The 21,764-nt window shown below is 38.6% G+C and carries 15 protein-coding genes, 1 tRNA gene and 1 riboswitch; of the genes, 2 read left to right on the top strand and 14 right to left on the bottom strand.

The genetic code is table 11. The annotated features are described in order from the left end of the window. Positions 1 to 20: 20 nt before the first annotated feature. The 6 genes from JEM65_RS17460 to JEM65_RS17435 all read right to left on the bottom strand — a co-directional run bounded on the left by JEM65_RS17460 (position 21) and on the right by JEM65_RS17435 (position 6,525). The gene (locus JEM65_RS17460) at positions 21 to 158 is read right to left on the bottom strand and encodes a hypothetical protein (protein ID WP_199602434.1); all 138 of its coding nucleotides are present in this window, start codon (positions 156 to 158) and stop codon (positions 21 to 23) included. Between the two features lie 66 nt (positions 159 to 224). After that, positions 225 to 875: a ligase-associated DNA damage response endonuclease PdeM gene (gene pdeM / locus JEM65_RS17455; RefSeq protein ID WP_199602432.1), complete on the bottom strand. Its 651-nt coding sequence runs from the start codon at positions 873 to 875 to the stop codon at positions 225 to 227. After that, positions 872 to 3,331 (bottom strand): ligase-associated DNA damage response DEXH box helicase, encoded by a 2,460-nt coding sequence (locus JEM65_RS17450; RefSeq protein ID WP_262895262.1) that lies wholly within the window; start codon positions 3,329 to 3,331, stop codon positions 872 to 874. Before JEM65_RS17450 ends, pdeM begins: the two co-directional genes overlap by 4 nt. Continuing rightward, a complete protein-coding gene (locus tag JEM65_RS17445) occupies positions 3,328 to 4,920 on the bottom strand; it encodes an ATP-dependent DNA ligase (protein ID WP_199602430.1) in 1,593 nt (530 codons plus the stop codon). Before JEM65_RS17445 ends, JEM65_RS17450 begins: the two co-directional genes overlap by 4 nt. Next, positions 4,917 to 5,939 (bottom strand): ligase-associated DNA damage response exonuclease, encoded by a 1,023-nt coding sequence (locus tag JEM65_RS17440; protein ID WP_199602428.1) that lies wholly within the window; start codon positions 5,937 to 5,939, stop codon positions 4,917 to 4,919. The genes JEM65_RS17445 and JEM65_RS17440 overlap by 4 nt, the downstream gene beginning before the upstream one ends. Before the next feature lie 85 nt (positions 5,940 to 6,024). Then, positions 6,025 to 6,525 (bottom strand): pyridoxamine 5'-phosphate oxidase family protein, encoded by a 501-nt coding sequence (locus JEM65_RS17435; RefSeq protein WP_199602426.1) that lies wholly within the window; start codon positions 6,523 to 6,525, stop codon positions 6,025 to 6,027. Between the two features lie 218 nt (positions 6,526 to 6,743). Between JEM65_RS17435 and JEM65_RS17430 the strand changes: the two genes are divergently transcribed. Further along, positions 6,744 to 7,298 (top strand): ferritin, encoded by a 555-nt coding sequence (locus JEM65_RS17430; RefSeq protein WP_199602424.1) that lies wholly within the window; start codon positions 6,744 to 6,746, stop codon positions 7,296 to 7,298. Between the two features lie 352 nt (positions 7,299 to 7,650). Beyond that, positions 7,651 to 8,805 carry a hypothetical protein gene (locus JEM65_RS17425; RefSeq protein ID WP_199602422.1) on the top strand — a complete coding sequence of 385 codons (1,155 nt, stop codon included), beginning with the start codon at positions 7,651 to 7,653 and terminating at the stop codon, positions 8,803 to 8,805. A 182-nt stretch (positions 8,806 to 8,987) separates the two neighbouring features. Here the strand turns inward: JEM65_RS17425 and JEM65_RS17420 are convergent, their stop codons facing one another. The 8 genes from JEM65_RS17420 to pta form a co-directional block, all read right to left on the bottom strand. Then, positions 8,988 to 10,307, bottom strand: coding sequence for a DUF5074 domain-containing protein (locus tag JEM65_RS17420; RefSeq protein WP_199602420.1), 1,320 nt, complete (start codon positions 10,305 to 10,307; stop codon positions 8,988 to 8,990). Positions 10,308 to 10,333: 26 nt separating this feature from the next. Next, positions 10,334 to 11,452: a PKD domain-containing protein gene (locus JEM65_RS17415; RefSeq protein ID WP_199602413.1), complete on the bottom strand. Its 1,119-nt coding sequence runs from the start codon at positions 11,450 to 11,452 to the stop codon at positions 10,334 to 10,336. 15 nt (positions 11,453 to 11,467) lie between these two features. Continuing rightward, on the bottom strand, positions 11,468 to 12,607 hold the full coding sequence (locus JEM65_RS17410; protein WP_233530716.1) for a YncE family protein: 1,140 nt from the start codon (positions 12,605 to 12,607) through the stop codon (positions 11,468 to 11,470). Between the two features lie 9 nt (positions 12,608 to 12,616). Then, positions 12,617 to 14,620 (bottom strand): TonB-dependent receptor plug domain-containing protein, encoded by a 2,004-nt coding sequence (locus JEM65_RS17405; RefSeq protein WP_199602411.1) that lies wholly within the window; start codon positions 14,618 to 14,620, stop codon positions 12,617 to 12,619. Positions 14,621 to 14,717: 97 nt separating this feature from the next. Continuing rightward, positions 14,718 to 14,900, bottom strand: a riboswitch (cobalamin riboswitch). 2,059 nt (positions 14,901 to 16,959) lie between these two features. Beyond that, positions 16,960 to 17,033 (bottom strand) — tRNA-Arg (locus JEM65_RS17400). Positions 17,034 to 17,283: 250 nt separating this feature from the next. Further along, the gene (locus tag JEM65_RS17395; RefSeq protein WP_199602401.1) at positions 17,284 to 17,994 is read right to left on the bottom strand and encodes a 2'-5' RNA ligase family protein; all 711 of its coding nucleotides are present in this window, start codon (positions 17,992 to 17,994) and stop codon (positions 17,284 to 17,286) included. A gap of 142 nt (positions 17,995 to 18,136) precedes the next feature. After that, on the bottom strand, positions 18,137 to 19,321 hold the full coding sequence (locus JEM65_RS17390; protein ID WP_233530715.1) for an acetate/propionate family kinase: 1,185 nt from the start codon (positions 19,319 to 19,321) through the stop codon (positions 18,137 to 18,139). Positions 19,322 to 19,333: 12 nt separating this feature from the next. Next, entirely contained in the window at positions 19,334 to 21,442 is a 2,109-nt protein-coding gene (gene pta, locus JEM65_RS17385; RefSeq protein ID WP_199602399.1) for a phosphate acetyltransferase, read from the bottom strand. Positions 21,443 to 21,764: the final 322 nt, after the last annotated feature.

The raw sequence follows: 21,764 nt of genomic DNA, 5'->3' as shown, positions 1-21,764 counted from the left end.
GTTTTTTAAGATACTTAGCCTTAAAATAAATTAAAGACTGGTCCGAGTAGAACATATATAATAATAAACACTACCACGGTACCAATACATCCGCATTTGCCACCACCAACTTTTTTTGCTCCCCAACCTGCAAGAAGCGCTCTGAGTATATTTTTCATCTTTGTAAATTTTAAGGATTAAATGTAGTTTAAATTTTAACTCGTTATGTGCGCATTACATAGAATTTATAGCTCAAATAGTGATTTTGCCGTAAAACCATAACAAACGGCTGCTTCCACAGTACGTTTGGTATTCAATCCCGTAAATTCGCTGAACGCAGGAAGAATTAGACGTTGTTCAGAGACTTCAAAACAAGGAAGTTTTATAAACACCTTTCCTCGGCCTTTGATGGTGACACCCGGATGTGTGTGTCCGGACACACAAAACGTAGCAGCATCACAATGTTGTTCATCATGTACAAACTTTAGTCCTTCAATATCTTTATGGGTTTTATAAACGACAATACCCATGGCGTCGTAAAAACTATCTTTTAATCGGTCGTGATTGCCTTTAATGAGTTCAAAAGTTATGGCATTATTATGTTGTATGAAGGTTTGAAATTGATCAAGATCAGTATTATTTTCCGCATGAAATAGATCACCCACCACCAAAATAGTGTTGACTTTAAACTGATCAATCAACTGTTGCAAACGGTTCAAGTCCGTATCCAGCACTGCGGACGGAATGGCAATCCCTGCCTTTCTAAAATGTGCTGTTTTACCAATATGTAGGTCTGACACTATTAAAGTGGTTTCCGCTTTCCAATACAGTGCGCGCTGATTGGTAAGTGTTAAAATTTTATTTTGAACAGTAATCTCTTTGGTAATTAGTGTCATAGTTGGGTTTGCCTCATCACCTCGTCCCGAATACGCCTGATACGTGCATCCAGATCTTCACTGGTGAGCGATTGGCGTAAACTATCCACTTTTATAGGGAAACTTAAAGGTGTGAATGATTTTGCAAATTTAAGAATAAGTTTGCTTTTAGAAATGCGTTCAAAAGCTTCTTTTAAACGGACTTCCTCCAACTGTTGATTAAATACTTCGGTATAGGCTTGCCGTAATAATAAATTTTGAGGTTCATGATCTTCCAACACTCTAAAAATAAGTCCAGAAGATGATTGTAAACTTTTATTGTTTTTACGATTTCCTGGCTGACTTTGTACAACCAAGCCAGAAATAACCGCGATGTCCCGAAATTTTCGAGATGCCATTTCAGACGCATTGATACTACCAATCACATCTTCCATTAAATTTTCTTTTGATAGAATTGATTTGATAGTGTGTTCATCAATAGGAATGGATTGATCGCTCAACAATTCAAATCCATAATCGTTCATGGCAATAGTGAAGGTCAGCGGTTTAATTAAACTCAAACGATATGCGATTAAAGCAGCCATAACTTCATGAACCAAACGCCCTTCAAATGGATACATAAACACATGATGTCCATCTTTAGTCTCAATTAATTCGATTAAAAATTCATCTTTTTTAGGAATATGGGAATGCTTTTCCTGTTGGGAAATGAGCGGGTATAAAAATTTAAGCTCTTTCTCAGTGGTTCTGGGATGTAAGGATTCTGACAGCTTTTCGCGTAAATAATGGCTCAAATAAGATGACAATGGCAACCGACCGCCAAGCCAACTGGGTGTAACTGCCGATTTCCGCTTGCTACGTTTTACTAAAACCGTCATATCTTTAATCGTGACAATTTCTAAAACCCTTCCGGCTAAAATAAAATGATCATTGGGTTTTAATTTTGAGATAAAATACTCTTCCACCATCCCAATATAACCGCCAGAAAAATACTTTACTTTTAACATGGCATCGCTGACGATGGCACCAATATTCATACGGTGCAACATGGCTATCCGTCGGCTTTTTACTTTGTACAAGCCATCATCATCAATGATGACTTTATGATATTCTTCATAAGATTTTAAAGTATTGCCACCTTCGGTGATAAAATGCAGCGCCCAATGCCAGTCCTCTTCAGTCATATAATGAAACGCGTGCACTTTCCGAATTGCGGTAAATAATTCGTTCTCATTAAAACCTTCGCCCACCGCTAATGATACCATATATTGTATGAGCACATCAAAGGTCAGTACCATTGGTTCTCTGGCTTCTATACGCTTATCTTTTACCGCTTGTTTTAAAGCAGCAGCTTCAATGAGTTCTAAAGAATGTGTTGGCACAAAATAAATCTTAGACGTTTCGTAAGGCGAGTGCCCACTACGTCCGGCCCGTTGCATAAATCTGGCAATCCCTTTTGGGGACCCAATTTGAATAACGCAATCCACAGGTTTAAAATCCACGCCCAAATCTAAAGATGACGTACACACAACGGCTCTTAAAAGACCGTCAGAAATGGCGTCTTCAATCCAATTACGAAGTTCAGCGTCTATGGAGCCATGGTGAATGGCAATTTGACCCGCCAGATCCGGTTCAATTTTTAAAATTTGTTGGTACCAAATCTCCGATTGGTTCCGGGTATTGGTAAAAATAAGCGTGGTATTATTGGCGTAAATAATGGGAATTATTTTGGTAGCCATTTTAACCCCCATATGTCCTGCCCACGGCAAGACTTCAATCTCATCTGGCAACACGGAAACAATTTCAATTTTCTTTTTCTCCTTGGCTACAATGCGTTTGGTTTTGATATGTTTATACGGTATCAACACGGCTTGAGCTTCGTCTAAATTACCTATGGTAGCCGTAATCCCATACATCTGCAATTTTGGTGATAAGGTCAGTAATCTAGAAACCGCTAACTCTGTAAGTACGCCACGTTTAGAACCTAATAACTCGTGCCACTCATCTACCGCAACACAATTTAGGGTTTTGAAAAATCGGGAGTTATTTTTTTGGGAAAATAAAATGTGAAGTGTTTCTGGAGTGGTTAACAAGACATCTGGCATAAGCCGTTCTTGTCGACGGCGGTCCTTTTGTGGTGTATCGCCATTTCTCACTTCTACTTCCCAATCTAAACCAATTTCTTCCACAGCAATCGCCATCGCTTTTGCTAAATCTTTCGCTAAAGATCGCAACGGACTTATCCAAAGCAATTTCATGCCCTTTTTGTATGCTTCTGGTTGATTAAGATAGTCAATAACAACAGCTAAAAAAACGGAAAACGTTTTCCCGAAACCAGTTGGCGCAACCACCATGGCGCTATACCCATTGTAATAGTGGTTCCAAGTTTGCAATTGAAAATCGAATGGCTTCTGCCCTTTTTCATGCATCCAATCCGCAATAATTTGGTAGCCTTTTGAGTCCTGAACGTTTTTCAATTTGGATTTGTGATTAGAAGTTTGACTTGTTCAATGGTATCAATGTCATCAACAGATTTGTCGCGACGCCATCTCAATATCCGAGGAAATCTTAAAGCGACACCAGATTTATGACGATTGCTTAACGCAATCCCTTCAAAGGCAATTTCGAAAACTAGTTCGGGTTTTACGGTACGCACTGGGCCAAATTTCTCAATGGCATTTTTATTAACGAATCGTGAAATTTCAGTAATTTCTTTATCGGTCAATCCAGAATAGGCTTTCGCTACTGTGACCAAACCGTCGTCCTTTTTTACTGCAAAGGTATAATCAGTGTATTTGCTACTGCGCCTGCCACTCCCCTTTTGGGCGTAAATCATGACGGCGTCTATGGTTAGCGGATCAACTTTCCATTTCCACCAATCCCCTTTTTTACGTCCGGTATGGTAAGGCGAGTTTTTCTGCTTCAACATCAAGCCTTCGCTATTGAATTCTCTAGCCTTATTGCGAATGCCGTCAAGGTCATTCCAATCTTGAAACTCTATAATTTCTGAAATTACAAGGGTGTCATGTGCTTTGCCTCTATCCAAAAGCTGCTCCAACAATTGACGACGGTAGCTTAAAGGTTTAGTCCGAATATCTTTGCCATTCCATTCCAAAAGGTCATAGACATAAAACCCGACGGGAATGTCTTCCAGCATTTTTTTGCTGACATTTTTTCGGTTAAGGCGTTTTTGTAAATCATTAAAAAGCAGCACTGCATTATCCTTAAGCGCCAATATTTCACCATCAATGACAAAATCTTCCTTAAAGCTTTCCATAATGGCAACGAGTTCAGGGAACTGACTGGTTACTAATTCTTCACCTCTAGACCAAATGAAAATCTCGCCGTTACGTTTTACAATTTGGCCTCTAATACCATCCCATTTATATTCTACTTGCCATTCTTCCGGCTGTCCCAATTTTGGTAATTCTTTCTCTAAGGCATATGCCAAACAAAACGGATACGGCTTAGAATTATCATAATTAATATGTTCACCATTCAGCAAATCTTCAAAACTGATATTATTTATATCCCAATTACCAATAATACTATGCATAAGTCGATTGGCATCAATTCCTGAATATTTGGCAAGTGCGTTTACAAGCGTTTTCTTGGAAACTCCAATCCTGAAACTACCCCCAATAAGTTTGTTGAAAATTAAGCGTTCCTGCATATGTAAACCTGACCATGCCTGAAGTACATATTGTTTCTTATCAGCATCTGATTTAGGTTTTAAAGCAATCAGTTCGGTCATCCAATCACTCAATGATTTATCGATATGATAGACTGGGTCTGGCAACATTAATGCAATTGTTTCACCCAAATCGCCCACATTACTATAACTTTCTAAAAATAACCATTCAGGAAGTCCTGTAATCTCCAAGCACCATTGGCGCATAAGCGTAGTTTTAACAGGTCGTGGTGGTCTTTTACCAGTAAATAACGTAATTAGCCAAAGTTTATCCTTTTCAGGAGCAATCTTCAGATAATCCACTAAAGCATCTATTTTTGAGTTCGTTTTATTGGTGATTTCAATAGCACTAATAAGATCAGAAAAATGTTTCATGGGCTGATTATTTTTTCTGACACAACGTCTTTCTCCTCTTCCTCTGTTCCATATTCTGTTTTCACTTCCGCAGAGGGGATGCCTATTTCATTTAAATATTTAGAGAACGTCGCTTGACTTCCGTGAGTCACATATACTTTTTCAGCTTCGGTGGCTTTGACTGCCGATAGAAGTCCGTTCCAATCGGCATGGTCACTTACGGCAAATCCTGCATCTACAGCTTGCCATCTTCTATTCCCGCGAATTTGCATCCATCCGGAACAAATAGCCGTTGCCGCATTTGGAATTTTCTTAATAAGTTTTGAACCCAACAATCCCGGAGGAAGGATTACGATTTTGTTCTGAACGTCTTCTTTCTTAAAGTCATAACTTAATAACTCTGTTTCTGGCAGTGAAATCCCTGAGCCTTGAATAGCGATATTTAAATTGTGGATGGCGGAATGCACGTACATTTTATCCACCCCTTCCATAAGTTTCATGATGCGTTGCGCTTTACCTAAAGAATAGCCCAAAAACACACTCGTTCTATTATGAGCTTGATTTTTTTGCACCCAATCGTGCATTTGTTGCTGCAATTGTGCTTCACTTAACCAATTGTAAATGGGAAGTCCAAAGGTGCTTTCGGTGATAAATTCATGACATTTTATCGGCTCAAACGGAACAGTCAAATAGTCATTCTTAACTTTATAATCGCCCGTAAAAACAACTACAAAACCTTTATATTCCAATCTGATCTGTGCGGATCCTATGACATGGCCGGCAGGAAAAAAACTCACCTGCACCCCATTGATTAGTTTAGGTTCATTATAATTTAAAGATTCAACCTGAATATCAGCTCCCAACCGATGCTTTAATATAGCTTTGGAATCTGTTTGACACAAATAGTGCTTCATGCCCCTCCGTGCATGATCGGCATGACCATGAGAGATTATGGCATAGTCTACCGGCAACCACGGATCTAAATAAAATTTTCCTGGGATGCAATAAATGCCTTTTTGGGTGAATTTAATGAGTTTCAAATAAGATGTACTAATCCTTTATACCAATAAAAATAATACAACAACCCGAATGATGTAAGAGTTGATGTGTTTTTATATGTTTTGATTATGGTTTCAATTTTCCAATATCCATTGTGTCAGGTTGATTTCCGGTGATAGCGCCAACGCCCATTTTAATCAAAGTAATCAACTTGTTGTTTTTAGGATCCCAATAAAAGGCCTCTGTAGGTTTTACAGAAATTGCCGTAATGTTTGGATCATCCTTACCTTCAAACCAGGCATCATCTCCACTACCGTACAACTCATCAATCATTGATCGATCTGTGGTAATTGTTGCCATCCCATAAACATTTAAAAACTGCATATCACTTTTATTCGCATAAATGAGATGGAGGTTCGCGTCATTCATAATATTTTGATTGTGTGTGCTGTTTTTATTGCTTAAAAACCAAATATTACCCTGATCATCCACTTTTTTCGTGCTCATGGGGACCATATGCAGTGGGGCTTGTTTTAAATTGGTCGCCATCATGGTAAAGTCTATGTCCTCAACCATGTCTTTAATTTTCTTTTTGGCGTCTTCGTTATATAAATTGTCGTTGCTCATAATGATCTATATTTTAAATTAATAAATTATTCTGTTTAATTTAATGATAAAATTACTAAACAAAAAGACAGAACAATAGTGCAATCCAATAAAATAATAGCGCTATTGGAAATGAGTTTTTTCATCTAAATAACCGTTCTCACACTTTATTTTAGTAAATGAGATAAACAGTTTGCATTTATACACGTAATTTTAGTGTTCAATAAAATTTAGAATTTATGGATACTAACAGATTATCAAAAGAGATACAAAACATCTTAAATGCTCAAGTTACCAAAGAAGCTGAAGCAGCGCAGGTTTTCCTGAGTTACGGTTGTTGGGCAGATGCCCAAGGGTACGGAGGAATTGCCAATTTCTTTTTTAGACACGTGGCAGAAGAGCGCGACCATATGATGAAAGTGATGCAGTATATCTTGGAGCGTGGCGGCACGGTTAAGATTACGGCTATTAAAGCACCACCAGCAAATCCTTCCAGTTTAAAAGATTGTTTTGAAAAGACTTTTCAACATGAGGTTGATAATACAACTGCCATTTATGAAATTGTAAATTTAGCGCATGAGCAACGTGATTGGGCAACCTACAATTTTGCACAATGGTTTGTTAAAGAACAAATAGAAGAGGAAAAATTAGTAATGGAGTTATTGGATAAACTTAAAATTGCTGGTGGAGATCAAGCAACCAATGAATCTCTGTTTAGCCTTGACAAGTTTATTGGTGAATTACCGGATGATGTGCCGTTGGCTCGTGATGCTTCAATGGATAAACCGGAGTAAAGCTAGATAAGCAAACAAAGTCAACTCGATACAGTTACAAACTTTAGTGGTGTCAATGCCTACTTTCAGAATCCCAAGGGTTTTTGAAGTGGGCATTTTTTGTCTACAGCTGCTATTGATGATAATGGCCTTAACCTATTTATAATTAAGTCTTGCTCCCATAGGACAAAACATTGCTATAAATTCAAAAAAAAGAGTTAAGGAAGTACCTCAAAAATAAAGACTAAATATGGAAAAGCAGAGCCAGAAAAGTTAAATATTCATTATAAACCTAATTTCATGGAATTATTCTTAAAATTAATGTCTAATTTTTATTAAATTGACGATACTAATTTAAAATAAAATCATAATTATGAAAAAAATGACTACAAAACATGTTCTAGTGGCTTTGACATTAGGACTCACCTTAGCGTCCTGTAGTAAAGATGAAGCGGTTTCTAATGCAGATCCTGCTTCAGTTGATATGAATGACCAAATGACAGTGAATTCTAGAACAGCTTTACCGGAAAACATTGCTGGTAATATACAATGGGATATTTCTGGAATTAAAGCACATGAATTCTCCTACAAAATTATTAAAGCAGTTGAACCGAGCGAGTGTGGCAATACTCCATTTAGAGAAGTTTCCTCATATTACAATAATGCCCTTATTAATGGATTTATATCTAGTTGGGATGGTAATCCTGATGCCATTGGAGTGATATTGGAAGATTATTTTGTTATCAATCAAATTGCTGCCTTAAATGAAAACAAAAATGCTGATACCTTTGGTGCTAATGGAGAGTATACCCATTACGTACAGAATAGAGTTAGAAGTCTGGAAAAATTTTGGGACATGCCTGATCTGATCAGTGTTAGAGGACAACATACTTCCACCTTAGAGGATTTAGCGTTTATACGTTATGTGTACGAAAATTACTCTAATGCTTCGCCTGAGGTGATTGATTATTTTATAAGTATTGCAGAACACTTTAATACAACCAGTGACCAAATCCCAGAAAATCCTTTCTACGCTGCAGATGGATTTGCAACTTTTAGTGGTTTCATAGTTATAGGTGATGGCATTGTATCTATGTTGTCAGAAACTGGTTTAGATCCAAAAGTAGTTTGGTCCGGTATACTGGCACATGAATGGGGACACCAAATACAATTTCAAAATTATGGCAAATGGAACTACCCAGTACCAGCATTTATTGGAACTCCAGAATCTACGCGTATGACAGAGTTAGAAGCGGATTTTCTTACAGGTTATTATTTAACTCATAAACGTGGTGGTACCTATAATTGGAAGAGAGTTGAAGATGTGCTGTTGTCATTTTATAATATTGGCGATTGTGGTTTTACGAGTCCAGGTCACCATGGTACTCCAAACCAACGTTTAGAAGCAGCAAGACAGGGCTATCTATTGGCAGCCAGCCAACAGAAAAAAGGTCATATTTCTGATCCACAAGTTGTACATGACGCTTTTATTTCAGTGTTGCCAAGTATTGTTGGTGAGTCGCTATAAAACATAAAACACTTTTGCTATTAGAGAATAGTATCCTATATAATCCTAAATATTAGGAGCAATTATAGTATTTAACTAAGCAAGGTAAGCAAGGATTACGCAGACAAAGAAGGCTCCAATGTTTACATTGGAGCCTTTATAATTAAATATGGAGAAAGGATCTCCTAGATTAATATTAGATATTAATGAAACACGGGAGATGCTGGAAAGTAATACCCCTCATAGCCTATGGTGTTTTCTAGAGCGCCAGAAGCCGTATTGTAAAAATGAAGTTTGTTATAACTGAAGTTTTCTCCCCACCCATCGCGAACTGTCCGCACAACCAATTGGCCTGAATCAGGATTAAATGCAAGTCCAGCACCGTAAAGCACCTCTGCCTCCGGAAGTTTGATAAATGGATTTTGCAATGAAGCGATGTCATTTGTATAGCTATAAATTTCATTTCCACCTCCGAAAGATCCGTTTTTAGCAATAAAAACAGTGTTGGCACTGGCGGTTATAGAACCAGGATGCCAAGCTCCCCAGCTACTGTTTGCTTTAAATCCGAGTTCAATCGCTTCAGTTTCTAAAGTACTAGGATTAATTTTAACCAATGTCGTACCACCTGCTACCCAAATATTGTTGTCTTCAGTTTTTGCAAAACCTAAAGTCATTTCAGGAATACGTTTCTCAACTTCATAGGTGGCAGCATTTAAAATAATAACACCTTCCCGCTGAGATAATACAAAAATATATTCTCCTACTTTTACCATATCTCCTATCTGTCCTGAAATTCCAGGTATAGCACCTTCAACTACGAGGGTTTCAAGATTGACCTTGTGAATGCCATTACTGGAACTCAACAAACCTTGCGTCTCTGAAACGCCTACAAATGCGCGCCAATTGTTTCCGGAATTGGATGGAATCCGTTGTTCTTCTACTAATGAATAGGCATCTGAAACCACAACTGGCCCTCCTGCCTTGCTCACTAAATATAATTTTTCATTATAGACTGTTCCAAATTGTAAGGTTGAATTTAACGGATATAAATCTTTAGTGGGGTTTGTCTTTACAAACACACTGTCTTCCATCTTTTGGGTATCATAGCGATAAAACCCAACCGTACCGGTGCCGTGACCGAACCAGCCTTCGTTAATCAAATAAAAACCGTTCTCAAAAGCCCCCCAAGTGTGGATGTCGTAAGTCAGAGATGCTTCTCCTCCTTCATTTTTTGCCTGTACGCTCACTTGATGCGTTCCGCGGGTTTGAGGTATGAAAACATAGGTAGAATCGTTGCCAACTATTTCTCCATCTACAATCCATTCAAAAATTGAATTTTCAGCATTACTGAATTTTGGGCTCAGTAAAAAGCTCTCCCCCATGGTGATGGTATCTTGCAGTTGTTGGGAACCCTCTACCGATGGTGGATTGATAAGAATAGCATCATCATTACTACAGCCTACTATGGTCACTGCAAAGGCGAGAAGGAATAGTTGTTTAAAAAAAGTAAAATTAAGTCTCATGTTGTTTTTTTTTAGTTATGTAATTATTAGTCAATCATATTTAAATCAGCAATACCAGTTACTTCAGTAGACAATTCGCCCAACCAGCCCATATTGGCCTGCACTCCTGTCTGAATTTTGATAAAGTCAACCCCACTTAAGTTAACGGTGTTACCCTCTTCATCTATGGCATCAGCTAAATCTATTTGATCGCCACCGCTAGTATTGTCTGCATAACCGTATTCAAATGATTTACTGGTGATGTAAGAAGGATTACTCATATCAATATTGCTATCGGACAACAAAGTGCCAGCAATTGTATAAGAGTCTTCTGTAATCCATTCTGGATAATAAGCTTGTTTATGAAATGCATTTTTTGCGATAACACCAGTGTTCCCTTTGCTATCTTCCCATGGCACGTCGTCTTCAGCCGTTGCAGGTCTAAAGTAGGTGATGTTGTAAGCGCGGTCTATACCTTCTAAAGCATGCCCGCTTCCTTTAATTTCGTACCAGATATCATCTGGCAATCCGTTCGCATTATCATCTTGCATGACATAAATAACACCTGGCTCAGAGAATGTAGGCATGGCGTTGCCATAGACAATTAGGTCATTTTTATCTTCATGATTAAGCACCGTATGATCAAAAGCATACGTTACAGAACCTCCCCAGCCTCCTAAACTAACTAAGCCACGGCCTCCAATAATGCCTTCAGCACTTTCTAGATTTCCTGGCTTTTTATTGATAAACTGACCTGGGGCTGGTGTATAGTCTAAAAGATCAGTTACGAAAGCCTTACTAGCGGCTGTTATTGGTCTTAATTTCGGAGTAACCTTTATCGTATATTCATAGTTAAACGTCCCTGCTGCATTAGCGGCAGCATAAGAAAGGCTATAAGTTCCTGAGTTTTTCGGTTCAAAAGTATAGGTGTCCGTATTGGATACAATACTATCGCCCAAAGACCAGGTTTCCGTATACACTGAATTATTTTGATTGCTTGCGGAGAAGGTTGAAGTGTCCCCAACGTAATATTGAAGCACTTGCTCTTGGATGGCCATAGCCACTTCAGGTGCTAAAATTCCATTATCGTCATCGTTAGAACAGGACGTCATTAAAAAAGCTATTCCAAAAAAAGCCACCAGTAGTTTGTTGTAATTTGTTTTCATTATTTATAGTTTAGATTATTTGAATTTAAAAGCCATATGTGCGGGAATATCGCCTGTTTCAACCGACCATTTCAATACTCCTTCAGGAGTAAAGCAATAAAGTGTTCCTGGCGTCACGTAATCTTTGGCGTCGGTAATCAACACATCTCCTGTTTCAGGATGAACCGCTATACCATAAGGCATTTCAATAAGCGCTTTGTGTGCGTCAGAAATAAACGTGGTTTCCAAAAAGGTTTCTGTTTGAGTATCCAGCATTCGGTAAGAAATATCATAATCGCCTGAAATATAACTGAACTCTGTACTGTACATATATGCAATATCATTATGTATCGTAAGATCGGTCACCCCGACATCGAAACTTTGTTTGACTTTTTCAGTTTTGGTGTCGATCACAAATAGCTTTGACGGAATCTCATAATAATCGCCCCTAGAAGTCACATATAAATCCCCGTCGCTATCTATTTTTAAGCGGTGAAGGTTTACCGCCACCTCTATACGTTTGCTTTCAGTAAAGCTAGGAATGTCAATCACGGAAATGGTAGATTCATAATCTGGCGGACTGTAACCTCCAGAGTTGGCCACGTAAATTTTGTCATTGTAAGCCACTAGTTCTTCAGGCTGTCTCCCTACTTCTACCCGCCGCGTTATGTTCAAACTCGTGGTGTCAATTTCCGCCACAATGCCTTTAGGCGCGTTGGGATCTCCAATGGTGCCTAAATAACTACTCACATACACTTTTCCATTATAAAAGGTGACGTACCTACCATTTGCTAAGTCTATTTGTTTGATGCGGACGCCGGTATTGGCATTAAGCACTTCTATTTTGTTGGAGGCATTCACCACGACATATAATTTTGAGCCATAGATGCCCATTGCATTTCCGACATCTCCTAGTCCTCCTACCAAGTTTGGATTGGCTTGGCTAAATACATTTCTCTTGTAGGTTCCTGTCTCATAATCCATATAATCAAGCGATGCTTTATTCATGGACATGTTGCCTTCGTTCAATAAATAGAAGCCATCAACAGCACCGGAGGGTTGATCAATGCCACCTTCTCCAGGATTTTGAATACCATCATCTGCCACCGGATCATCGGTTTGGCAAGCATACGCAGTGAAGAAAATCATCACTAATAAACACAGTTTTTTCATCATTTTTTTAGATTAAAATTCATAATTAAGACTTAACCGAAAGGACCTTCCGGGCATTGGGAAATTTTTTATCACGGCATATTGCTGGTCTAGTAGATTGTTTACTTCCAGTCCAATTTTTAATGGGTTTTTCAATAGCATTGGGATGGCGTAATGAATTGACAGATCATGCGTGTACCACGGTTGTAGATAGTTGGAGGCAATGTTGGCTTTTTGGCTATAGCGTTCTCCTGTATAAATAAAACTATAGTTGAAACCGAATTCTTTATAATCGACCATCACGCTTAAACCGCCACTATGCTTGGGTGTATAAGGGATTTGCTGTCCATAGCTACTGCCTCCGGGGGTGACATCTACAGATTCCTGGAACGTATAGTTGAGGACAGCGGTGTAATTAATGTTAGACTCGAGCTTTCCGGAGTTGGTAAGTTTCGTTTCTATCCCCTTTGTTTCTACTTCCCCCAGATTGAACATGGTCCATCTAAACAGATTCGTACCCGGAACTGCCACTATTTTATCGGTAATCCAAATTTTATAGAGGTCGCTGCTGATGTTGAAAACCGTAGTTCCAAGGTTTTTCTGCCAGGAAAATCCTAAATTAATCTGTTCAGAATATTCGGGATCCAAAAACGTATTGCCCACAAAAGTGTAATACAGATCGTTGAAGGTGGGCATCCTAAAAATGGTCTTATAAAATGCGCGCACCCTGAAGCCAGGGGAAACAAACGGTTGAAAATTAATAAGGAGAGACGGCGAATACTCCTGGAAATCATCGGCTGCCTCGTAATATTTTACAGATTCAAAGACGCTGGTACTTAATAGGCTCGCCTGAAGATTAAATTTTTCAAAATTCAAATTCGTCGCTAAGGCATTTAGTAGAGAACTTCTTTTTGGATAGGCAAAGCGGTACAAATTGGCCTGCATCACATTGTGCTGAAAATCCGTCGCAACACTCAAGGTCCAGAACGGCTTGATGTTGTAGGTATTAACCAAAGAGAGGTAATATTCCTGCTGTTCGTAGGTATTGTCAAGAAATCCGGTTGTCGTTACAATTTCAGGATCTAAATACCTGGAATAATTGTCAGCGTATTTACCCCGAATGGTAAGCGCATAATTGCGTCCAAATTGATGTTTATAATCGGCCTGCAAAAAATTTGTTCTGTCCCACAAGCGTTGCGGACGCTTAAACCGATTGGCCACTATCGCCCCTGGCAGTCCTCTTTCAGAATCATAATGGTAATACTTCAGATTCCAAGTGTCTTTTTGATGTTGGCCATGTAGCGAAGCTTCCAGACGATAGGAGGTGATGTCAGCATTGTTTCTGTGGGCAATGGTGTCATAAACGCCATTGGAATATTGAAATTTATACTTGCCATGTGCGTTCACCAGCTCTGTGCTCAAACGGGTAGAAACCGATTCGCTAAGTTTATAGTTGAGGCTCAATGAAGGATTGACCAGTCCGAAAGATCCTGTGCGGAACCCGGCTGCTAACTGATACTTTTGACCTTTGGTGAATTTAGGTGTTTTGGTTTTGAGATAAATAGTATTGGCTGAAGCATATGATTTTGCAGATTGATCCATATCTGTGCGTTGGCCTTGATAGAGGCTAACTTGTTCCATATTTTCTAGAGAGAATTTGCCCAGATCCACTTGGCCGTTTTGGGTATTTCCTAACTGAATGCCATCATAAAAAACGCCGGTATGTTGCGAGCCCATACTTCGGACATTAACCGTTTTTATGCCGCCAATACCGCCATAATCCTTGAGTTGAATGCCACTAAAATATCTTAGGGCATCGGCAACTGATAAACTGTTGAGTTTTTTGAGTTTTTCTCCTGAGACCGATTGTACCGGAGCTGGCGAATGGTGTGCTTCGTGCCGATTTTTGTCGTGACTTAAGAGTACTTCCTTTAATTCAATAGGCACCAAAGTATCCCGCTCTTGGGCAAAAAGAACAGGAGGGCAGCACGCCAGGCCGAAAAATAGAATACAAATGAAATTTAAACAGTTCCTCATGATCATTTTATGCACACGAGGAAGAACAAGGAAGACAAACAGCTATGTATAAGCCGTGTTTGTTTCACTAATCCAAGCTCCAATCCCCGAGAGCCTTAAAGAATTATAAGAAATGGCAGGTGTTCTGACTTGCTTCATCCACCCGGCCTTCCCATCTCAAAAGAAAGTGACCATAATTGGGCTTCAACAAAAAGCTTACAGCTGCGGGACAGTTCTGGATTCTCACCAGATTCCCTTTTAATGCCTACGTAAATAGGCAACCTTTTCTAAAAATATTAATTTGCAAAATTAGAGATTCTTTTTACAATTGCCAGTGTTAAAAGAATTTAAATTTCCGAAACTCCGTATACAACTCATGTTAAGAGTCATAAGAGTTGAGTGTCAATAACTACTCATCAAATGAAATATAGAGATGATATTTTATGATAATTTGTTGTGAAGATTAATTTGTATATAATAATCTCTTTAAAAACAAAAAATTCTTGAAAACCAAGCGGTTAAGGTGTCAGGAACGTGGAATTCTTCCAAAATCATGACGGAAGTATCAATAAACAGTTTGTCATGTCGAATTCAATGAGACATCACATACCCGCAGTCTTACCGAGGCTTATTGTTATGCGATTCCTCCTTAGGTCGGAATGACAAATTGCAACAGGAATGAAAATAGAACTTACAAAATCGACGGAAGGATCAATGAAACAGTTTGTCATGTCGAATTCAATGAGACATCACATACCCGAAGTCTGACCAAGGCCTATTGTTATGCGATTCCCCCTTAGGTCGGAATGACAAATTGCCACAGGTATGACAGGGCATAGTTGATCTTGATCCCGGAAGGATCAATGAAACAGTTTGTCATGTCGAATTCAATGAGACATCACATACCCGAAGTCTTAACGAGGCTTATTGTTATGCGATTCCTCCTTAGGTCGGAATGACAAATTGCAACAGGTATGACAGAGGCATAGTTGGTCTTGATCCCGGAAGGATCAATGAAACAGTTTGTCATGTCGAATTCAATGAGACATCACATACCCGAAGTCTTACCGAGGCTTATCGTTATGCGATTCCTCCTTAGGTAGGAATGACAGATTGCAACAGGAATGAAAATAGAACTTACAAAATCGACGGAAGGATCAATAAAACAGTTTGTCATGTCGAATTCAATGAGACATCACATACCCGCAGTCGTACCGAGGCTTATCGTTATGCGATTCCTCCTTAGGTCGGAATGACAGATTGCAACAGGAATGAAAATAGAACTTACAAAATCGACGGAAGGATCAATGAAACAGTTTGTCATGTCGAATTCAATGAGACATCACATACCCGAAGTCTTAACGAGGCTTATCGTTATGCGATTCCTCCTTAGGTCGGAATGACAAATTGCAACAGGAATGACAGAGGCATAGTTGGTCTTGATCCCGGGAGGATCAATGAAACAGTTTGTCATGTCGAATTCAATGAGACATCGCATACCCGCAGTCGTACCGAGGCTTATTGTTATGCGATTCCTCCTTAGGTAGGAATGACAGATTGCAACAGGAATGAAAATAGAACTTACAAAATCGACGGAAGGATCAATGAAACAGTTTGTCATGTCGAATTCAATGAGACATCGCATACCCGAAGTCTTAACGAGGCTTATCGTTATGCGATTCCTTCCTTAGGTCGGAATGACAAATTGCAACAGGAATAACAGGGCATAGTTGATCTTGATCCCGGGAGGATCAATAAAACAGTTTGTCATGTCGAATTCAATGAGACATCACATACCCGCAGTCTTAACGAGGCTTATTGTTATGCGATTCCTCCTTAGGTAGGAATGACAAATTGCAACAGGAATGAAAATAGAACTTACAAAATCGACGGAAGGATCAATGAAACAGTTTGTCATGTCGAATTCAATGAGACATCACATACCCGCAGTCTTACCGAGGCTTATCGTTATGCGATTTCCCCTTAGGTCGGGATGACAAATTGCAACAGGAATGAAAATAGAACTTACAAAATCGACGGAAGGATCAATGAAACAGTTTGTCATGTCGAATTCAATGAGACATCACATACCCGAAGTCTTACCGAGGCTTATTGTTATGCGATTCCTCCTTAGGTAGGAATGACAGATTGCAACAGGAATGAAAATAGAACTTACAAAATCGACGGAAGGATCAATGAAACAGTTTGTCATGTCGAATTCAATGAGACATCACATACCCGAAGTCTTACCGAGGCTTATCGTTATGCAATTCCTCCTTAGGTAGGAATGACAAATTGCAACAGGAATCTTAAACAAAAAAATCCACCAGCCTGTTGGCTGATGGAAGTTTTGAGTTAAGTGAGCCCGATAGGATTCGAACCTATGACCGCCTCCTTAGAAGGGAGGTGCTCTATCCAACTGAGCTACGAGCCCATTCAAGAACTAATGTTCTGAAATGGTACGACAATAAAAATATATTTCATTTGTCTTACGGTCGGCAAATATACAATTTCTATTAAAACATTATAAATAAAAAGTAAAAAAAATAAGGATTAAATGATATGTTTTTTGGTCCTGAAAAAATACTGGCAGAAATGACTTAATTACTAATTAGTTAAGTGCCCCAGTCTCGCTCAGTGTCTTTGAATTATATTTTATAATATCTCATGAAATCACTTTAACGTTACCCCTGTTTTGAATTTGTAGCACTGCTGTCCAAGTCAAATTCATGCAATTTTGTTGACAATTTCTCCCGGTGGTACCAATCGTTATGTACCAGTTCAAGTGCGTTTACTTTAAATGTTCCAAAATTGTAATCGCTATACTTTTCTACCATTTTCAGGAACTTCTTTGTTTCTTGTAAAGGTTGGCTAAACCGAAATACGGTAGCGTGGGCTGTGTGTATAACATATCTTTCATCCATACTTTGTTGCAGATCTGAGTTTTTAAAGGCCGCTCTAAGGTTGTCTCGTAAATTGTTCAAACTTGCATCATTGAGAAATCCTTGAACCATGATGCAGGATGGTGATGCCGTAATGCCTCTACAACTTATACTTATCTCTGGCGTCTTCTGAAGACTTTGTTTTATTAGATTACTATAGGCGGGCACATTAATCATTGCCATATCAAATCCGTCGTAACAAGAAATTATGGAGATCACCGTAATATGGAGGTCTGAATCGGGATAGTAATACTGATCTGGTGCAACGCTTTTAAGTTTGTTGAGGAATTTCTGTATCTCATTTTTGACCGCGTATGAGGGTCTTATAACCAGCGACAATCCAAACCTATTGTCTTGATCAGAATGGATCATATGATCAATCTCATACCTCTCTGAAGCAATCTTATCAATGGATGTTTTATAAAGTTTAGAATAATGTGCTTCAAGATTCATTGGCCATTTCCTTTTAAAAGGTTATGTGTTGATTAAAGATATCAATTTATAATGATGATAGCTTAGTTATGAATTAATGCTAAATAAAAAAAGTAGTACCATTACTGATACTACCCTTTTATATACAGTACGGTGGAAAAAATTAATTCACCAACTCATACGCTTGTTTTGCAATCTCTAGTTCTTCATTGGTCGGGATGACCAATAATTTCACTTTAGATTTGGCAGTGTTGATTTCTCTTAGGTCTCTTGATCCTGATTTGTTCTTAGCGTCGTCTAAATCAATCCCAAATACTTCCAAATCTTCACACGACAGTTTTCGAATAGTAGGTGAGTTTTCTCCAATTCCAGCGGTAAAAACAATGGCGTCTACTCCGTTCATCGCTGCTATATAAGCACCAATATATTTTTTAATGCGGTAGGTGCTTATTGCTAAAGCGAGTTGGCATTCGGCATTACCATTTTCAGCTTCTTCCACAATGTCTCTCAGGTCCATATGCCCCGTAAGTCCCAACATACCACTTTTATTGGTGAGTAGTGTTTTGACTTCATTCAGTGTATATTTTAAATTATTTACCAAATGGAAGATAATGGCATGATCAATATCGCCACTTCGCGAGCCCATTACCAAACCATTGGACGGTGTAAACCCTAAGCTTGTGTCTATGCTTTTGCCGTCTTTAACGGCAGTCATACTACATCCATTACCCAAATGGATGGTGATGATTTTAGAAGTTTCTAAACCCAGATATGCAATGGCCTTATTAGACACATATTGGTGACTCGTGCCGTGAAAACCATACACCTGGATGCCGTGGTTTTCATAAAGCTCATTGGGAATGGCATATTTTTTAACCTTTTCCGGAATGGTTTGGTGAAAAGCCGTATCGAAAATAGCGACTTGCTTGGCCATTGGAAAAATTTCTTCAGAAACAAAGATGCCTTCAAGATTACCAGGATTATGCAAAGGAGCCAAAGCAGCGTATTCTTGAATTTTCTCTTTAACTTCGGAAGTGATTAATGTGGTATTTGAAAATGAATTTCCGCCGTGTACAACCCGATGGCCAACTATATTGATTTCGTTAGTGTTCGCAATAACTCCTTTTTCAGCATCAAGTAATAATTCTACAATTTTATTCAGTCCTTCCCTATGTGTCTTGATATTGTGAGTCTGATTAAGGCTATCGCCTTTGGTTTTATAGTTTATAATAGCATCATCATAGCCAATCCGCTCTACTAGTCCGCTACATATTAAAGTTTCGGAAGGCATCTCAATTAGTTGAAATTTGATAGAAGAACTTCCTGAATTGATTATTAATATTTTCATTATATTATATTTTTAAATGCCTTGTGCCTGAATTGCAGTAACAATTACCGTATTATAAATATCGTCAACAGTACAACCCCGGCTTAAATCGTTAACTGGTTTATTCAAACCTTGAATTATAGGGCCGATGGCTAAGGCTTTTGTTTCACGTTGCACTGCTTTATAAGTGTTGTTTCCGGTGTTAAGATCGGGAAAAATAAACACATTGGCTTGACCTGCGACTTCAGAATCTGGGAGTTTTAATTTACCCACCTTAGCGTCTACCGCGGCATCATATTGAATTGGGCCTTCAACTTTTAGGTCAGGCCTTTTATCCTTTACAATTTTAGTGGCTTCACGCACACGTTCTACATCTGCTCCTACCCCTGAAGTACCAGAAGAATAAGAAAGCATTGCAATTTTTGGATCGATTCCAAAGATCGTACTGGTGGCTGCAGAAGAAATGGCAATGTCAGCCAACTGAATTGCGGTTGGGTTAGGATTAATGGCACAATCGCCATACACTGAAACACGATCGTCCAAACACATGAAAAATACAGAAGATACAATAGGTGCTTCAGGTTTTGTTTTAATAAATTGAAGCGCGGGAAGAATGGTGTGTTGCGTGGTGTGCGCAGCGCCAGAAACCATCCCGTCTGCATCCCCTTTGTATACCATCATAGTGCCAAAATAGGAGACGTCTTCCATTAAATCTTTAGCCATTGGTAGATTGACATTCTTATGTTTACGCAGTTCAAATAAGGTTTCTGCATACGATTCAAAATATTCAGATTCAATCGGGTTAATAATGTTCACCTTGTGTAAATCCAATCCAATATCGAGTGTGGTGATTTTTTCGTCTATCTGTTTTCTATCGCCCAGCAGGGTTATAGTCACGACATCAAGGTCAACAAGTCTTTTTGTGGCTCTTAAAATACGCTCGTCCTCCCCTTCCGGTAAAACAATATGTTTTTTGTTTGTTTTTGCTCTTTGAAATAAATTGTACTGAAACATTCTAGGCGTGAGCCCGTTTGTTTTAAATGTAATGAGGCGCTCTATCAGTGGCTCTACGGTAACGTACTTTTCAAACTCCTTGATGGAAGTTCTTATTTTCTCAGTGTTTTCAGCGTAAATCTGCGATTTGATATTGCCAAGACGATTGGTGACTGAGAACGTTCCTCCTTCTACCAAAATAATCGGCACCACCTCTGAAAGTCCTTCAATGAGTTTGAGTATAGGTTCTTCCGGCATTAATCCGCCAGTCAATACAATACCAGATATAGATGGATAATTGTGCGAGATGTTTGCTTGCAGCGCACCCAAAATAATATCAGCCCTATCGCCCGGTGTAATCACTAAAGCGTTTTCTTTTAGATGAATAAGGTAATTGCGTAGTTGCATTGCCCCCACACTAAAATTACCCGCTTGATTATTAATGAATTCTTCACCAAAAAGGACCTTTGCATCTAAGGTATCCACAATTTCTTTAATAGACGGGTTTGCCAGACTGTCATTTAACGGAATTGCGTTAACAATAACCTCTTTAGGCAAATATTTTTCCAACTCTGTAGTAACCAGCGTTAAGTTTTTAGGTTCTATTTTATTGGCAATAACAGCCAATACTTCAACACCTTTATCTCTAAAAGAATCAAAAGCCATTTGTAAGTTACCTACCAATTCGTCTAAAGTCTTGCCTACGCCACCACCAATAATCATGGCTGGGACACCCAAGTTTTTAGCAATTAAAACGTTCATGTCAAACTCCATAATAGAGCCTTCGCCAATAAAACTGGACCCTTCTACCAAGACAAAATCAAATCGGTCTTCAAGAGCTTTGTATTTTTCAATAATCTTTCCGATAACCTCATCGTCTTTGTTCTCATTTATTTTCTTGATCACCTGACTTCTTGTAAAGGCATAAGCGTCTTCAAACTTGATGTCCAAATTAAAATATGTTGAGACAGTATTGATATGGTTATCAATTTCTCCTGGGGTAAAGTTGTCTATGATAGGCCTGAAATAGCCTACTTTGGCAGCTTTTCCGAGTAAGGACTGCATCAAGCCGAGTGAGATAATGGATTTACCTATATTAGGTTCTGTAGTGGCAATGTAGATGCCTTTGTTGGTTGCTTTTTTTGTCATTTGATTACACAACTATATATTTTAACAAAAATAATAATTTCATTCAGTAAAACAAGGACAATGCTATATGACATTGGTCATAGTTCGTAAGCATTTTTTTTGCAATTCCTAAAAGGGATTCATTATAATTATTTTTTGGATTATTGTCCGATAAAGAATTAAGATCGCTGCGCTTATAGTCCCGATAACTATCGGGAAAAGAACAAAGACTTGATTGTAACTGACTGATAAACAGTGGTTATTCTAAATTAAATTTGCCCAATCACTCTAAGTGAAATTGGTTTCAAAAATAAGGTTTCATTTTTAAGTTCTCGAACCAGAT

The organism is Gelidibacter salicanalis (genome assembly GCF_016469035.1).
In the GTDB taxonomy this organism is placed as follows: domain Bacteria; phylum Bacteroidota; class Bacteroidia; order Flavobacteriales; family Flavobacteriaceae; genus Gelidibacter; species Gelidibacter salicanalis_A.
The sequence above is the reverse complement of the archived record's forward strand: the minus strand, read 5'-3'. Positions and strand labels throughout refer to the sequence as shown.

What these genes read in the sequence shown, in the direction of transcription:
- JEM65_RS17430 (WP_199602424.1), top strand. Translation starts at nt 6,744, where the DNA reads ATGGATACTAACAGATTATCAAAAGAGATACAAAACATCTTAAATGCT.
- JEM65_RS17460 (WP_199602434.1), bottom strand. Translation starts at nt 158, where the DNA reads ATGAAAAATATACTCAGAGCGCTTCTTGCAGGTTGGGGAGCAAAAAAA.
- JEM65_RS17425 (WP_199602422.1), top strand. Translation starts at nt 7,651, where the DNA reads ATGAAAAAAATGACTACAAAACATGTTCTAGTGGCTTTGACATTAGGA.
- JEM65_RS17445 (WP_199602430.1), bottom strand. Translation starts at nt 4,920, where the DNA reads ATGAAACATTTTTCTGATCTTATTAGTGCTATTGAAATCACCAATAAA.
- JEM65_RS17410 (WP_233530716.1), bottom strand. Translation starts at nt 12,607, where the DNA reads ATGATGAAAAAACTGTGTTTATTAGTGATGATTTTCTTCACTGCGTAT.
- JEM65_RS17435 (WP_199602426.1), bottom strand. Translation starts at nt 6,525, where the DNA reads ATGAGCAACGACAATTTATATAACGAAGACGCCAAAAAGAAAATTAAA.
- JEM65_RS17390 (WP_233530715.1), bottom strand. Translation starts at nt 19,321, where the DNA reads ATGAAAATATTAATAATCAATTCAGGAAGTTCTTCTATCAAATTTCAA.
- pta (WP_199602399.1), bottom strand. Translation starts at nt 21,442, where the DNA reads ATGACAAAAAAAGCAACCAACAAAGGCATCTACATTGCCACTACAGAA.
- JEM65_RS17415 (WP_199602413.1), bottom strand. Translation starts at nt 11,452, where the DNA reads ATGAAAACAAATTACAACAAACTACTGGTGGCTTTTTTTGGAATAGCT.
- JEM65_RS17405 (WP_199602411.1), bottom strand. Translation starts at nt 14,620, where the DNA reads ATGAGGAACTGTTTAAATTTCATTTGTATTCTATTTTTCGGCCTGGCG.
- JEM65_RS17395 (WP_199602401.1), bottom strand. Translation starts at nt 17,994, where the DNA reads ATGAATCTTGAAGCACATTATTCTAAACTTTATAAAACATCCATTGAT.
- JEM65_RS17420 (WP_199602420.1), bottom strand. Translation starts at nt 10,307, where the DNA reads ATGAGACTTAATTTTACTTTTTTTAAACAACTATTCCTTCTCGCCTTT.
- pdeM (WP_199602432.1), bottom strand. Translation starts at nt 875, where the DNA reads ATGACACTAATTACCAAAGAGATTACTGTTCAAAATAAAATTTTAACA.